Annotated in this window: 14 protein-coding genes; 8 read left to right on the top strand and 6 right to left on the bottom strand. The window is 66.6% G+C overall.

Annotated features, from left to right (window positions below; translation table 11 throughout):
• Positions 1 to 114 precede the first annotated feature (114 nt).
• Together betT and BGI51_RS12440 are read left to right on the top strand one after the other, a co-directional pair.
• Positions 115 to 2079 (top strand): choline BCCT transporter BetT, encoded by a 1965-nt coding sequence (gene betT, locus BGI51_RS12445; RefSeq protein ID WP_187981318.1) that lies wholly within the window; start codon positions 115 to 117, stop codon positions 2077 to 2079.
• Between the two features lie 129 nt (positions 2080 to 2208).
• On the top strand, positions 2209 to 3279 hold the full coding sequence (locus BGI51_RS12440; RefSeq protein WP_187978524.1) for an AbrB family transcriptional regulator: 1071 nt from the start codon (positions 2209 to 2211) through the stop codon (positions 3277 to 3279).
• Between the two features lie 21 nt (positions 3280 to 3300).
• Here the strand turns inward: BGI51_RS12440 and BGI51_RS12435 are convergent, their stop codons facing one another.
• Positions 3301 to 3561 carry a hypothetical protein gene (locus tag BGI51_RS12435; RefSeq protein WP_133862885.1) on the bottom strand — a complete coding sequence of 87 codons (261 nt, stop codon included), beginning with the start codon at positions 3559 to 3561 and terminating at the stop codon, positions 3301 to 3303.
• 205 nt (positions 3562 to 3766) lie between these two features.
• On the opposite strand from BGI51_RS12435, the gene BGI51_RS12430 reads away from it, so the two are divergent.
• A complete protein-coding gene (locus BGI51_RS12430) occupies positions 3767 to 5305 on the top strand; it encodes a GGDEF domain-containing protein (protein WP_187978523.1) in 1539 nt (512 codons plus the stop codon).
• Between the two features lie 28 nt (positions 5306 to 5333).
• Here BGI51_RS12430 and BGI51_RS12425 read toward each other — a convergent pair whose 3' ends face one another.
• Positions 5334 to 6353, bottom strand: a complete 1020-nt coding sequence (locus tag BGI51_RS12425) for a GGDEF domain-containing protein (RefSeq protein ID WP_187978522.1) — start codon at positions 6351 to 6353, stop codon at positions 5334 to 5336.
• A gap of 340 nt (positions 6354 to 6693) precedes the next feature.
• On the opposite strand from BGI51_RS12425, the gene BGI51_RS12420 reads away from it, so the two are divergent.
• Positions 6694 to 7506: an HDOD domain-containing protein gene (locus tag BGI51_RS12420; protein ID WP_252977296.1), complete on the top strand. Its 813-nt coding sequence runs from the start codon at positions 6694 to 6696 to the stop codon at positions 7504 to 7506.
• 124 nt (positions 7507 to 7630) lie between these two features.
• Positions 7631 to 7903 carry a hypothetical protein gene (locus BGI51_RS12415; protein ID WP_133862881.1) on the top strand — a complete coding sequence of 91 codons (273 nt, stop codon included), beginning with the start codon at positions 7631 to 7633 and terminating at the stop codon, positions 7901 to 7903.
• A gap of 66 nt (positions 7904 to 7969) precedes the next feature.
• Here BGI51_RS12415 and BGI51_RS12410 read toward each other — a convergent pair whose 3' ends face one another.
• Entirely contained in the window at positions 7970 to 8224 is a 255-nt protein-coding gene (locus BGI51_RS12410) for a hypothetical protein (protein ID WP_133862880.1), read from the bottom strand.
• 152 nt (positions 8225 to 8376) lie between these two features.
• Between BGI51_RS12410 and BGI51_RS12405 the strand changes: the two genes are divergently transcribed.
• A complete protein-coding gene (locus BGI51_RS12405; protein ID WP_187978520.1) occupies positions 8377 to 9144 on the top strand; it encodes a hypothetical protein in 768 nt (255 codons plus the stop codon).
• A 3-nt stretch (positions 9145 to 9147) separates the two neighbouring features.
• On the opposite strand, the gene BGI51_RS12400 is transcribed toward BGI51_RS12405, so the two are convergent.
• Positions 9148 to 9921 carry an SIR2 family NAD-dependent protein deacylase gene (locus tag BGI51_RS12400; protein WP_187978519.1) on the bottom strand — a complete coding sequence of 258 codons (774 nt, stop codon included), beginning with the start codon at positions 9919 to 9921 and terminating at the stop codon, positions 9148 to 9150.
• Between the two features lie 196 nt (positions 9922 to 10117).
• Between BGI51_RS12400 and BGI51_RS12395 the strand changes: the two genes are divergently transcribed.
• Positions 10118 to 12046: an AAA family ATPase gene (locus BGI51_RS12395; protein ID WP_187978518.1), complete on the top strand. Its 1929-nt coding sequence runs from the start codon at positions 10118 to 10120 to the stop codon at positions 12044 to 12046.
• A gap of 72 nt (positions 12047 to 12118) precedes the next feature.
• On the opposite strand, the gene BGI51_RS12390 is transcribed toward BGI51_RS12395, so the two are convergent.
• Both BGI51_RS12390 and BGI51_RS12385 read right to left on the bottom strand, forming a co-directional pair.
• Positions 12119 to 13417 (bottom strand): flavohemoglobin expression-modulating QEGLA motif protein, encoded by a 1299-nt coding sequence (locus tag BGI51_RS12390; RefSeq protein WP_007162583.1) that lies wholly within the window; start codon positions 13415 to 13417, stop codon positions 12119 to 12121.
• A 90-nt stretch (positions 13418 to 13507) separates the two neighbouring features.
• Entirely contained in the window at positions 13508 to 13933 is a 426-nt protein-coding gene (locus BGI51_RS12385; RefSeq protein WP_133862875.1) for a VOC family protein, read from the bottom strand.
• A gap of 137 nt (positions 13934 to 14070) precedes the next feature.
• On the opposite strand from BGI51_RS12385, the gene BGI51_RS12380 reads away from it, so the two are divergent.
• Entirely contained in the window at positions 14071 to 14937 is an 867-nt protein-coding gene (locus BGI51_RS12380) for a LysR family transcriptional regulator (RefSeq protein WP_187978517.1), read from the top strand.
• Positions 14938 to 15016: the final 79 nt, after the last annotated feature.

The following is a 15016-nucleotide window of genomic DNA, read 5'->3' as shown; positions in this document are numbered from 1 at the left end:
GGGACCTCCTGTGGTATTCTTTTTTAATCGAACGATCAATTAAAAAAGCATTCTCCCTTTGGCAGTCTGCAAGGAGTCCTCATGAGTGCAACGCCCTCATCCGGCACCGTAAAGCTGAATCCTCCCGCCTTCTATTGTGCGGCCGCAGTGATCCTGCTGTTTTCCCTGGTGGTCATCGGCCGTCCCGAGCAGGCCGGCGCCTGGCTGCTGCAGGCCCAGACCTGGGCCGCCAATACGGTCGGCTGGTACTACCTGCTGGCCATGTCGCTCTATCTGGTGTTCGTGGTGGTCACCGCGCTGTCCGGCTACGGCAAGATCAAGCTCGGTGCCGACCACGACCAACCCGAGTTCAGCTATCTGTCCTGGGCCGGCATGCTGTTCGCCGCGGGCATCAGCATCACCCTGTTCTTCTTTTGCGTATCCGAACCCCTGACCCACTTCGCCCAGCCCCCGGCCGGTGAAGGCGGCAATCCGGCAGCCGCGCGCCAGGCCATGCAGATTCTCTTCCTGCACTGGGGCCTGCACGGCTGGGGCGTGTTCGCCCTGGTGGCCATGGCCCTGGCCTACTTCGCCTATCGCCACAACCTGCCGCTGGCCCTGCGTTCGGCGCTCTATCCGCTGATCGGCAAGCGCATCAACGGGCCCATCGGCCACGCCGTGGACGCCTTCGGCATCATCGCCACCATTTTCGGCCTCGGCGCCGACCTGGGCTTCGGGGTGCTGCACCTCAATGCCGGCCTCGACTACCTGTTCGGCATCAGCCACAGCCACTGGGTGCAACTGATCCTCATCGTGCTGATGATGGGCGCGGCCATCGCCGTGGCCGTGTCCGGTGTCGACAAGGGCGTGCGCATCATGTCCGACATCAACATGGTGCTGGCCGTCGCCCTGCTGCTGTTCGTGCTGTTCGCCGGTCCGACCCAGCACCTGCTCAACACCCTGATCCAGAACATCGGCGACTATCTCTCGGCCTTGCCGGGCAAGAGCTTCGATCTCTATGCCTATGACGAGCCGTCCGACTGGCTGGGTGGCTGGACGGTGTTCTACTGGGCCTGGTGGATCGCCTGGGCGCCCTTCGTCGGGCTATTCATCGCGCGCATCTCGCGCGGTCGCACCATCCGCGAATTCGTCTTCGGCGTGCTGTTCATCCCGCTGGGCTTCACCCTGGCCTGGCTGTCGATCTTCGGCAACAGCGCCCTAGAGCTGGTCCTCGGCCAGGGCATGACCGGCCTGGCGCAGACCGCTCTCACCGATCCGGCCATGGTCTTCTATCAGGTGCTGGAAACCTATCCGGCCAGCCGCGTGGTGATCAGCGTCGCCGTGCTGGTGAGCTTCGTCTTCTTCGTCACCTCGGCCGATTCCGGCACCGTGGTGCTCTCGACCCTGTCGTCCACCGGCGGCGAGGCCGATGAAGACGGTCCCAAGTGGTTGCGGGTGTTCTGGGGCGCGGCCGTGGCCCTGGTCACGGGCGGCCTGCTGTTCGCCGGCAGCATGGATGCGCTGAAATCCGCGGTGGTGCTGACCTCGCTCCCCTTCTCGGTGGTGGTGCTGCTGATGATGTGGGGGCTGCACAAGGCGCTGCACCTGGAATCCCAGCGCCAGCGGGCGCGGCTGCATTCGCTGGCGCCGGTGGCGACCAACGGCAAGGCCCGCCATGGCGGCTGGCGCCAGCGGCTGTCCCAGGCGGTGTACTTCCCTTCGCGGGACGAGGTCTATCGCTTCATGGACAGTACCGTGCGGCCAGCCATGGAAGAGATGGTCGAGGTCTCGCGGGAGAAGGGCCTGGTGGTGGAGACCCAATTCGACGCCACCAACGCCAACCTGCAACTCATCATCGGCCATGGCGAAGAGCACCCCTTCATCTACCAGGTGATCATGCAGGGCTACTTCACGCCCTCCTTTGCCCGCGCCGGCATCGGCGGCCTGCACCTGAAGAATCGGCGCTACTACCGCGCCGAGGTGCACCTCACCGAAGGCAGCCAGGACTACGACCTGGTGGGCTACAACCGCGAGCAGATCCTCAACGACATGCTCGACCAGTACGAACGCCATCTGCAGTTCCTGCACCTAGTACGCTAGCCAACGGTTTTTTCAGTGACTGAAAGGCCATTGAAAGCGACAAAGGTCGTATAATCGTCTCCAGGGTCGACCCCGTGTCGGCCCCGGGGTCGGTACGCTGCGCCGGTCCCCCGCCGTCCGGAGACCGCCTTGCCCACCCCGCCTGCCCCCTCGCCCTACCCTCCACTGCTGCAATGGCTGGCCCTGATCCTCTGCTCCGCTCTGGTCGGCGGCGGACTCAGCTGGCTGCAAGTACCCGCGGCGCTCTTTCTCGGCCCCATGCTGGTGGCCATCGGCTTTGGCGTCTGCGGCGCCACCATTCGCCTGCCACGGCGGCTGTTCCAGACCGGCCAGGGCGTGGTGGGCTGCCTGATCGCCCATGCCATGACCGCTGCGGTGCTGCTCACGGTCGCCGAACACTGGCCGGTGATGCTGCTGGCCACCGCCCTGACCGTGCTGCTCAGCCTGCTCACCGGCGCCCTGCTGGTGCGCTTCGGTGGTCTGCCCGGCAGTACCGCTGCCTGGGGCACCACGCCTGGCGCCGCGGCCGCCATGGTGGCCATGGCCGAGGAATACGGTGCCGACCCCCGCATCGTCGCCACCATGCAATATGTCCGGGTGGTCTGCGTGGTGCTGATCAGTGCCCTGGTCGGCCGGTTGCTGGGCGCCGAAGGCAGCGGCACCGGGCACCAGGCGACGGTGGTCAGCCTGGACGGCCACTTCGCCTTCAACCTGGCGCTGACCCTGGCGGTGGCCCTCGCCGGCAGCTGGCTGGGCGGCCGGCTGTTTCCTGCCGGTGCCCTGCTGCTGCCGATCGCCCTGGGCACCCTGCTGCAACTCAACGGCTGGCTGGACATCACCCTGCCCCATCTGCTGCTCGCGGCGGCCTATGGCGCCATGGGCTGCTATGTCGGCCTGAGATTCGACCGGGCCACGGTCGCCTATGTCTGGCGCGCCCTGCCCAAGATGATCTTCGCCTCACTGCTGCTGATCGCGCTCTGTGCCTTCTCGGCCCTGCTGATGGCGAAGCTGATGCACGTGGACTTTCTTACCGCCTACCTGGCGACCAGTCCGGGCGGACTGGATTCCATGGCCATCATCGCGGTGGATGCCCATGCCGATGTCGGCCTGGTGCTGGCCATGCAGGCGTTGCGCCTGATCGGGGTGGTGCTGACCGGGCCGTTGCTGGCCCGGCAACTGGTCAAGCTGGCCCCCAGCTAGCACGAGCTGAGGGCGCGGCCATCAGGCCGAGCGACGACGCTCGACCTGGGCGGTGATGTTGTAGCCCTCGGCGGCATGGCCGCGCACTACTACCCGGGCGTCCGGATAGAACCCCTTGAGGCGCTGTTCGAAGAGAAAGTAGATTTCCGCGCCGACCCGGATCTCCGCAGGATCGGTCAGGGTCAGGGAAAAGTTGCGCACGGGATCGGCGGCATGCTGCGGCTCGTTCTCCTCGATGCGCTGCATGGCGTCTTCGACGATCTGTTCGGCGATCTGCGACATCTTTGACCTCCCGGTCGGGCAGTTGGCTGGGCGCCATCCCAAGGACAGCTATATCGCTAGTGACCACAGCTGTGGCGCGAGGATTCGTACGCTCTGCAAGATTCCGACGAAACTGTAGACTTGTCTGACTTTTATCCCCGTGTAGTGGCCTGAATCGCCCGGCGCGCGGTCTCCTGCACACCGAGGACGAGGAAGCTTTCCCGCCATGGTCGACGCCGACGATACCCCCCTCCCGCCGCGCAACCCGGCCACCCAGCGCCGGGCACTGTGGCTGCTGGTCTGTGCCGTCGCGGTGATCCTGGCACTGGAGTCCTGGCAGGTATGGCGCAACTACCAGAACGCCTTCGCCAGCGCGCGCAGCGACGTCGGCAACATCGCCCTGGCGGCGGCGCAGCATGCCGACGACGCCATCAAGGAAGCGGATTCGCTGCTGGTCAGCATCCGCGACCGCCTGGAGGATCAACCCCTCGATCACCTGGACCGCCCCCGGGTGCATCGCCTGCTGGCGCGCCAGGCCGCCCTCCTGCCGCAACTGCACGGGCTGTTCATCTACGGTCGCGATGGCGAATGGCGGGTGACCGACAAGAGCAGCGAGCCGCCCCGGGCCAACAATGCCGATCGCGAGTATTTCCAGTTTCACCGCCAGCACGCCGCCGACGTACTGCACGTCGGCACGGTGATCGAGAGTCGCAGCACCCACGAGTTGATCATCCCGGTATCACGCCGGCTGGAAGACCGCGACGGTCGCTTCGCCGGTGTCCTGCTGGCCACCATCCGCCTGCAGTACTTCGTCGACTACTACGAGCGCTTCAAACTGGACGCCCGCGGCGCCATCACCCTGGCGCAGGACGATGGCACCCTGATGGTCCGCCGGCCCTATGTACCCGAGCACGTCGGCACCCCGCTGGCCAGCAGCACGCTGTTTCGCCAGTACGTGACCCAGGCCCCCAGCGGTACCGCCCTAGTGCGCGCCATGCTCGACGGCCGTGAACGCCTCTATGCCTTCCAGCATCTGGAAGGCTATCCGCTGGTGGCGCTGGCCGGTATCTCCCGGAGCGACATCCTCGCCAGCTGGCGCCAGGACATGCTGAGATCGGTGACGGTGGTGGGCCTCATCATCGTCGGCATGCTGGTTTTCGGCTTCAGCCTGCTGCGCGAGATCCGCGCCGGCGAACGCAGCGCCGTGGCCCTGCGCCAGGCCCATGACGAGTTGCACCTGCTGACGCTAAAGGACAGCCTGACCGGGCTGGGCAATCGTCGGCAGTTCGACAACCTGCTGCCAGTGGAGCTGGCCCGGGCGCAACGCAACGCCCAGTCGCTCAGCCTGCTGATGATCGACATCGATCACTTCAAGGCCTACAACGACCACTACGGCCACCCCGCGGGCGATCGCTGTCTGCAGGCAGTGGCCGGCGTGGTGGCCTCGGCGGCGCGCCGCCCGGGCGATCTGGCGGCGCGCTACGGCGGTGAGGAGATGGTCCTGCTGCTGCCCAACTGCGACGAAAGCGGCGCCCAGCGGGTGGCCGCCACGGTCCAGGAACGCCTGCAGGTACTGGAGGTGGCCCATGCCACCAGTCCCTTCGGCCGCATCACCGTCAGTCTCGGCATCGCCGTCCAGCCGCCCGGCCAGACCCCGCCGCCCCAGCCCGCCGACCTGCTGGCCAGCGCCGATGCCGCGCTCTACCGCGCCAAGCACCTGGGCCGCAATCGCACCCATCCGCCGCTGGAAGATCAGGGGCTCTAGGCGTGGCCCGGGCGCCGTGCGGACGGGCCTAGCCGCAGATCATGCCGCCGCGGTAGTGCACCCGGTCCTTGCCGGCGCGCTTGGCCTGATAGAGCTCGCCATCGGCCTGCTTGAGCAGCTCCGAGGGCTGATAGCCCGGGGCGAGGCGCGCCACCCCGGCGCTGAAGGAAAAACAGCTGCCGGTACAGGTGCTGCTGCGGATATCGTCCAGCAGCGCCTGCAGTCGCTGCGCCAGCTGGCGCTCATCCTCGGCCTGCAACAGCACGCCGAATTCCTCGCCGCCCAGGCGTCCGAAGCGTCCACCCGGGAAGTGCCTACCCAGGGTAACGGCCATCTCTCTGAGCACCTGGTCCCCCACGTCGTGGCCGAATCTGTCGTTGATCCGCTTGAAGTCGTCGATGTCGAGCATGACGAAATACCAGGACGGCGATCCCTCTCGGCAGACCTGCTCCATGTCCAGCATCAGTGCGCGGCGGTTGCTGATCCCGGTGAGGGCATCGGTTTCCGCCTGCAGCCGATAGCTTTCCTTGAGTTCCAGGGTGCTGGCGACGATGCGGACGAAGGTGGCATTGAGCAACAGCCCCAATGCCAGGCTGGCCCCCAGCATGACCACGAACAGCGGCAGGGCCGCCGCGGTGATGGTGTCCAGTTCGCCATAGAACAGCAGCAACCAGACCGCCGCGGCGGCGATGCCGTAGTCGAGCACATGGGAAAACAGAATGGTCGAGCCGAGGATGATGACGATGGCCATGGGAATCATCCAGGCATGGCCAGCCTCGCCCATGCCGAGGATCTGGAAGCGAAAGGCCAGGGCCTCGAACAGCACGAATACCAGGGCGAACAGGCGCCAGACGGCGAAACGGCGGGCGGTGGTCATGGCCAGGCAGGAGCCGATCATGCCGGCAAAAGCCAGCCAGCCCCAGGCCGGTACCCCGGCGGTCAGGAAGGGGTTGATCAGCACACTGATCAACCAGCCCAGGATGCCGGTGCTCTGCGCCAGCACATTGGGCAACTGCAGCATCTGGCGAATGTGAGTCTGATAAGTCATTGCACAACTCGAACGCCAAATTTAGTGGCCAACTGATATCACTGGATGCTATCCCATTCGTGGCCCGTCGTCGGCGGAAAGCGGACTCAAGCAAGACAATAGACGTCTGGTTATCGCTTCGCCCATCACTGGAACGCATAGGACCACGGCCGCGCACGGATCGAGCCAACGGACGGCGGCGAAATGACGCCACCGGTCAGCTCATCCTGCAACCCGCAGCGCCCGGCCCGCTAAGCTCATCGCTGCGGATTCTCGGCTAGGCTTGGCAGCGCCCGGGCCGTCGTTCATGCTTTCAGCGACTTATCAGTTCCCACCTTCGGTATAGAACAAACCAGGCGCCATCATGGAAATCGATGCTCTGTTCGATCACCTGCATACCCTTCCCAGCATTCCCAAGGTGGCTCAGGAGCTGATCCAGCAGTTCGACGATCCCAACAGCAGCATCGAAGACGTCGCCCGCAACCTGGCGCTGGATCCGGTGCTCTCGGCCAAGGTCCTGCGCCTGGCCAACTCGGTGCGTTTTCGCGGCGTGCGACCGTCCACCAGCATCGAAGGCGCCGCCATCCGCCTGGGCTTCGACGCCCTGCGCACCCTGGTGCTGGCCTCGGCGGTGACCGCGGCCTTCCGCCACAACCCCAGCTTCGATCCGCGGGACTTCTGGCAGCACAGCTTCGATGTTGCCAGCATCTGCCGCGTCCTCGCCCGCCAGGCCGGTGCCGATCCCGAGACCGCCTTCACCTGCGGCATGCTGCACAGCATCGGCGAGTTGCTGATCAGGACCGCGGCACCCGACATCGCCGTGCGCATCGACGCCGAGCAGCGCGCCCCGGTGCCGGCCGACCAGGCCATCGGCTTCGGCTATCCGGAGGTGGGCGCCGAGCTGGCCCGCCGCTGGCAGCTGCCGGTGGTGATCCAGCATGCCATCGCCTACCAGCTGCATCCCCAGGATGCGCCCGAGGATTCCGCTCCGGCGCGCATGGTTGCCCAGGCGCGCCTGATTTCCTTTGTCCTGCGGCGGCACGGCGGCATCAACGACCAGGCCAAGGCGGCGCTGGCCAATCCGCTGCTGGAAGGCGTGGATCTGGAGCTTCTACTGCGCGAACTGCCCGAGGTGATAGAGGCGGACAAGGCCTTCGGTACCCTGATCAACTGACCGGCCGTCCCCTGCACGGGCAGCGCCACCGCCTGCATCACAAATCTGCCAGCCGGTCATGGCAAAAGTCGAACGGGTCGCCCAAGAATCGGTCGAAGCGTTATAGCTGACAGGAGTGATTGCGATGGCCGAGCCGCTGAAGTTCACGGATGCGAACACCATTATCAAGGGCGCTTTTCAACCGATGCTGTGCGCCATGACCGCCCAGGATCAGGCGACCTTCAACGTCGAGGTCTATGCGCCCAATGGTACGGCGCTCCTGCAACGCCGCATCGCGCGGGTCGATCTGCTGGACAACTCCCTGTTGGAAGCCTTCATCTGCGACAGTCGCGCCCGTATCGAGCGGGCTACCCATGAGCGACTCGACTGGCAGGTCCGCTACACCCGCGCCTGCTGAGACTTTTCCGCCGTCACAGGCTGCGATCGAAAAAAGGCGCCCCGAGAGGCGCCTTTTGTTTGACCATCAATCGTTAAGCACGCGCTTCTGCTGGCTGCCCTGGCCCTTGGTGGCAGGTGTCTTGTCGGCCTTCTTCTGGGTGGACGGCGTGGCGCTGGAGGTATCGTCCGCGCTGTCTCTGTTGCTGGTGTTGGAGCTGCCCGGGGCGCCGATGCCGTTGCCGGTCACCCCGGCGTCGTTGTTGCTGCTGGCGGCCAGGCTGGGACCGGCCACCAGGGCCAGGGCAGCGCTCAGGGCAAGGATCAGCGGGGTCTTGCGCATCTTGGTGTCCTCCGGCCGCGAAAGGAAGGGTGTCGCGGGCTGCACCCTGGTTGATTAGGCCAAAGCCCGGGCCAAGCGTTCCCGCCTTCCTATAGACTAACGGCCATCCCGCCGCACCCCGACAGGTGCGGCCGTCGCATTCAGGAGTTGCCGTGAAGCACCGTTACCTCATCGTCGATCGCACCGCGCTCGATACCCCCGCGCTGTTCGACTATCTGGCCGAGGCGCCGCAGCACCGCGTCATCGTTTCCGGCAGCACGGCCGAGCAACTGTTCGCGGCGGAGCTCTGGCCGCGCCTGCGCGAACGCCTGGCGCCCCACGCCGAGCGCTTCTTCTTCGCCGACTCCAGCGGTCCGTTGCTGCAGGCCGAGCTGGAAGGTCGCAAGCCCGGCCTGCTGGACCGCGAACTGACCCTGGCCTTCAAGCAGGCGGTGACCGCCGACGCCGAGGACGATCGCGTCCTGGTCCGCATTCGCCGCGAATTGCTCGATACCGACGACGATTACCAGACCAACCGCCGCATCTTCCTCAACAGCCTGCTCGGCCAGATGCGCCGCGCCCTGCCGGCGGGCGCGGTGACCGCCGGCAACTGGCAGGACGCCGTCCGCCAGGCCATCGCCGCGGCCCAGCAGGGCCTGGCCAAGGGTTTCGCGCCGGGACTGGCCGATGCGCCCTTCAAGGTCTTTCTCAAGGCCTATCCGCTGGCGGCGCGCTATGTCGCCCAGCTCGCCGTGCTGCTGATCACCGCCGGGCGCCAGGACAACGACGTCCTGATCGACCGCTTCGTCGCCCAGGATCCGGCGCTGGTCGCCACCCTGTTCGACGGCCTGCTGACCGAAGACGACGAGCAGCGTCAGGCTTACACCGCCCTCAAGCGCACCCTGGATGCCCTGGGGACCGGTGGCCAGGCGCTGCACTAAAGGCTAGAGGCGCTCCAGCAGCGCCGGCAGAATCATCCCGGCTGCGCCCAGCAGCTGCCAGTCACCCTTGAAATCCGCCGCCGGCTGCGGATCGATGCGCACCACCGTGGCGCCCTGCTGGCGCGCCACCCCGGGCAGACTGGCCGCCGGCTGCACCAGCCCCGAAGTACCGACCACCAGGCAGAGGTCACAGCGCTCGGCCAGGGCCCAGGCGCTGGCCAGGGCCTCTGCCGGTAAAGCCTCGCCGAACCAGACCACCCCAGGCCGGGCCAGACCGCCACAGGCGGGACAGAGCGGCGGCGCCACGAGTTGCTCCGCCGATTCCGGCAACGCCGGCGCTGCCAAGGGCCGCGCACACGCGAAGCAGCGCGGCGCATGCAGGCTGCCGTGCAGATGAATCACCTCGCGACTGCCCGCGCGCTCGTGCAGGTCGTCGACATTCTGGGTGACCAGGCGCAACCGCCCGTGCTGCCGGCCCCAGTCCGCCAGGGCACGATGCGCGGGATTGGGCTGGGCCGCCAGCACCTGGGCACGTCGCCACTCGTACCAGCTCCAGACCCGCACCGGATCCTCGACGAAGGCTTCGGCCGTGGCCAGTTGCGCCGGATCGAAGCGCGCCCAGAGCCCGGTCAGGGCCTCGCGAAAGGTGGCGATGCCGCTTTCCGCCGACACGCCGGCACCGGTCAGGACCAGCACCTCGTCGGCCTGGCGCAGGTGTTCGAGCAGCACCGGCGGCAACGCGGCGAGACCGTCGCGACAGTCGATGGGATTGGGCATGGATGCGTTGACTCCTGACATCTGCGGCAAAACAACAGGGTCTTGCGGACCGCGAAAAAGACCGAAAGTGTGACGCTACTCGACGGATGGTGAGTCCACTCATCGTTTTCCGGGGAACTGAGGTTCACCCTTTTCGCCACAGGCCGATAATCCGGGAGTCCGCGTCCGATGTCGCTCCTACCCTAACGGTATGTGAATGAAGAAGTCCGTCGTTTCCAAATATCCGCGCCTGCTCATCGCCGGCGCCCTGGCCCTCGTCACCGTCCTCAGCCTGGCCTGCTGGCTGTGGCTCACGCCCAGCACGCCGGCGCCTACCGCCACCGCCATGCTCGCCAGCGTGCAGCAGGCTCCCGAACACTGGACCCAGCAGCCACGTGATCTCTCCGTGCTGCTGGGCGATCTGCGCGCCAAGGCCATCACCGGCGCCGTGATCGGTGATCACACCCTCTACATAGACACCAATCGCGGCGAGCACTACGCCGTGGCCGACAACGGCGGGCGCATCGCCGATCGCCTGCTGGCCGACTACGCCACCCAGGCCGAACCGCTGTTCCCGGTGGCCACCTGGAGCGAATCCGGGCAGCGTCATCCCTGGCTCGACGCCCTGCTGATCAACCTGCCGGGCTACCTGCTCCTGCTGTTGCTGGCCACCCCCCTGGCCCTGAGATTCGCCAGCCCCTTCAAGCTGCATCGCAAGGGCACCGGCATCTCCTTCAAGGATGTGGTCGGCGCCGCCGAAGCCAAGCGGGCGCTGGAAGACGTCACCACCTGCCTGCGCAATCCCAAGGCCTTCGCCGCCCTGGGTGCCCGTCCGCCCAAGGGCGTGCTGCTGACCGGCGAGCCCGGCACCGGCAAGACCCAGCTGGCCAAGGCCCTGGCCACCGAGTGCAACGCCCACTTCATCCAGGTGACCGGTAGCGACTTCTCCTCGATGTTCTTCGGGGTCGGCATCCAGAAGGTCAAGTCGCTGTTCCGCACCGCGCGCAAGAAGGCGCCCTGCATCATCTTCATCGACGAGATCGACGGCATCGGCCGCCGCGCCGAGCAGTCGCGCTCCAGCGATGCCGAGGCCAACCGCATCATCAACCAGTTCCTCACCGAGCTGGACGGCTTCGACGGCACCAGCGGCGTGCTGGTGCTGGGCGCCACCAACTTCGCCGATTCCCTGGATCCGGCGCTGCGCCGCGAAGGTCGCTTCGACCGCACCATCGCCGTGCCGCTGCCGAGTCTGGAAGACCGCCGTGCGCTGTTCGAACTCTATGCCGGCAAGCTGCCCTGCGCAGGCGAGCTGGACCTGGCCGCCCTCTCCCGCGGCACCGTGGGCCTGACCCCGGCGGCCATCGCCTACATCAGCAACCACGCCGCCCTGCTGGCCGCGCGCGAGAACGCCAGCGCCGTGACCATGGCGCACTTCGTCGAGGCCATCGAGACCTGCCGCATCGGCGAGCAACCGGTCGGCGTCACCCCGCTGGGTTCGGCCGAGCGCACCCGCATCGCCGTACACGAAGCCGGTCACGCCCTGGTCGCCGCGGTGCTCAACGTCGGTCGGGTGGAAAAGGTCACCCTGCTGCCCCGTGGCCAGGCCCTGGGCGTGACCCTGATCACCCCCACCGAAGACAAGCGCCTGCACCTGAAGTCGGAACTCGAAGGCCGCATCCAGATGCTGCTGGCCGGTCGTTGCGCCGAGCAGCTGTACTTCAACGAGGTCTCCTCGGGTGCCGCCCAGGATCTGCAGGAAGCCTCCAAGCTGGCGCTGTCCATGGTCGCCTCCCTGGGCATGGGCCCGAGCGGCTCGCTGCTCAGCCTGCAGGCCCTGCGCGACGCCGGCATCGAGTTCGACGCCGGGCCCAGCATCGCCTCTGCCGATCAGCTGCTGCACAGCCTGGATCACCGCTGCCTGGCGCTGATCACCGAACTCAAGCCGGCGCTGGACGACATCACCGACCAGCTGCTGCGCGACGAGACCATTCCCGGCAGCGCCGTGGCCGAAGCCATCGCCCGCGCCAGCGGCCTGGAAGCCTGCGGCGCCCTCAATCGCGCCCTGGCCTTCGTGCCGGAGCGTTCGACTGATTCGCGCGCGGGTGACAGCGAGCCGAGCATCGCGGCGGCCTTCAAGGGCGAGTGACGCCCACGACGCCTTGAAACGAAAAAGCCCCGGCCTGCCGGGGCTTTTTCATATCAGCGCCTGAGCAGACTCTTAGAGGATATTGGCGTAATCCGCCTCGATCCGATCCAGGCTCAGGTGGTTGAGGAAGTTGGAGAAGCACATCCAGGCCGCCAGGGCGTTGAGGTCCTGGAATTGCGCCGGCAGGTACTTGGGCGGCACCACCACGCCTTCATCCACCAGCTGGCGCAGGATGCGCATGTCTTCCAGGGTGGTCTTGCCGCAGAACAGCAGCGGGATCTGCTCCAGCTTGCCCTTGCGCACCGCCAGCTGGATGTAGTTGTAGATCAGGATGAAGCCCTTGAGATAGGACAGGTCCTTGGTGAAGGGCAGCCCCGTCGGCGTCGAGCCGCGAAACACCCGGCTGGCGTTCTGGTAGCCCGACTCCAGGTCGTAGCCCTGCTCCTGGAAGAAGCGGAACACCTCGAGGAAATCGGCGCCGTCCTCGGCCAGGTGGATGGCGCGGGTGCGATTGGTCAGCTTGCGCAGCCGGGTCGGATAGGAGGCGAAGGCGATCACCTCCATGAGGATCGCCAGGCCTTCCTGGGTCACGGTGGACGATGGCGGGCCCTTGGCCAGGAAGGTGCAGATCGGCTGGTTCTGGCCATTGAGGGTGGTGCCGACGTGCACCAGGCCCTCGTGGACCTCCAGCGCACGGACGTCGCGTTCGTTGAACAGGGCGTCGGCGCGCACCTTGATATAGTCGGCGCCGGCCGCGGCGTCGGCGACGATGCCATCGGATTCGAACACCCGGATGGTGCCTTCCGTCTCACCGAACACCCGATTGAGGCGCGCCTGCAGGATGGGTACGGCGTCCTTGGCGGTGAGGGTCTTGGGTTCGTCTTCCAGGGCGCCGCGATGGGCGATGTTGTCCAGGTAGCTGGACATCATCATGCCCAGGTCGGCCAGGGTCGGATCGCCGGCATGGAAGGCGTCCGAGGCCGCGCCATAGAGCTCCTGGGAGATCAGGCCGAAATCCGGGGTACCGCGCGCCTGCAGCATGCGGATCACCATGCGGTATTCGCGGCACATGCGCCTCATGATCTGGCCGACCGGATTGAACTGGCCGAGCTGGCGGGTGACCTCGCGCTCGATGCTCTGGAATTCGCCCTTGAGCGCATCGCCGTCGAAGCCCAGCGGGCGTCCCTCGTAGAAGGCGCGATCGACCGCCGGCAGGCGCTTGCCCTTGCCCTCCAGGAAACCCTGGCGCACCCCGTCGTCCCACTTCACCGCATCGAGGATGCGGATCGGCGCCTGGGCCGCGACGATGCGATCGGACAGCTGGCGGATGGTCTGGTGATAGGGGTCGAGAAAGGGCTGGCGGGCATTCATGACGGCAACCGGGCGACGGGCAAGGCTACAAGGATGGCCGCTGCCGCGTCTTTTGCCTAGGTTGCGTGACATCAGACCTGCCGAGTCGCCCTATTTGGCGAACAGCTGGCTCATGTCCTTGAAGGCCTTGAACTCCAGGGCATTGCCGCAGGGGTCGAAGAGAAACATGGTGGCCTGCTCGCCGACCTGGCCCTGGAAGCGGATATAGGGCTCGATGACGAACCGGGTTTCCCGGGCGCGCAGACGCTCGGCCAGGGCTTCCCACTCGTCCCAGCCCAGCACGATGCCGAAGTGCGGTACCGGCACGTTGTGCCCGTCCACGGCGTTGGTATGGGCCTCGTCCTGGGACGCGGTCTTGGGGTGCTCGTGGATCACCAGCTGATGGCCATAGAAGTCGAAGTCGACCCAGTGATCACTGGAGCGACCTTCGGCGAGGCCGAAGACATCGCCGTAGAAGTGCCGGGCGGCGGCCAGATCGTAGACGGGAATGGCGAGGTGAAAGGGCGACAGGGCCATGCTGGGAAATCCTGCTGAGGGGGAATGCAGCCATTCTCACCCCAGGTTTTCCTGTGCATAAAGCGTATTTTACTGCCCCGAGCGACAAAAATTTTGGGGCTCGCTACAGTGGCCTCTCCTGACTTCAGGCCACCATCATGCTTCGCGAACTCAAGACCCTGCTTGCCGTGGCCCGCCATGGCAGTTTTGCCGCGGCCGGTCTGCACGTGGGCCTCACGCCCTCGGCGGTGAGCGCCCAGATCCGCACCCTGGAACAGAATCTGGGCGTGAGCCTGTTCGACCGCAATGGTCGCAGCGCCCTGCTCAATGCCGCCGGTCGCCGGGCCCTGCCGCTGGCCGAAGAGATCCTCGCCACCTATGCGCGCATGGCCGGCGCCGGTGACGAGATCCAGGGCGAATTGCGCATCGGCGCCATCGCCAGCGTCCAGACCGGCCTGCTGCCCGGCACCCTGGTACGGCTGCGCCAGCAGGCGCCACGCCTGGAACCGCGGCTGGTGCCGGGCGTATCCCTGGCGCTGCTCAGCCAGGTGGATGCCGGCGAGCTGGATCTGGCCATCCTCATCCGCCCGCCCTTCGAACTGCCCAAGGAGCTGCACGCCACCACCCTGCTGCAGGAACCCTTCGTGCTGATCGCGCCGCCGGACCTGCCCGGCGATGATCCGCGCCTGCTGCTGGAAACCCAGCCCTTCATCCGCTACGACCGCCACTCCTTTGGCGGGCGCCGGGTCAGCGCCTTTCTGCGCGAGCAGCGGCTGGCGGTGCGCCAGATGCTCGAACTGGACGAACTCGATGCCATCGTCAAGATGGTGGAACACGGCCTGGGCGTGGCCCTGGTGCCCTGCGCCGGCCTCTGGCTGGAGCATCCCCGGGTGCGCCGGCTGTCCCTGGGCCCCCTCACCTTCCACCGCGAACTGCAGATCATCGCTCGCCACGCCGGGCGCGACCTGCCGGCCGTGGCGCTATTCCGCCGCTGCCTGACCGAAGCCGTGTCAGAGCCTGGTTAAAATCTCGCGAGCTAGAGACAAACAAGGCCTGGGCGGCCCCGCGAAAATAGCTGAGGAAGCGGATCGGACCCGCGCTCGG

Source organism: Pseudomonas oryzihabitans, assembly GCF_014522265.1.
Lineage (GTDB): Bacteria > Pseudomonadota > Gammaproteobacteria > Pseudomonadales > Pseudomonadaceae > Chryseomonas > Chryseomonas aestiva.
Note: the sequence above shows the minus strand (reverse complement) of the source record. Positions and strands in the feature narration are given on the sequence as shown.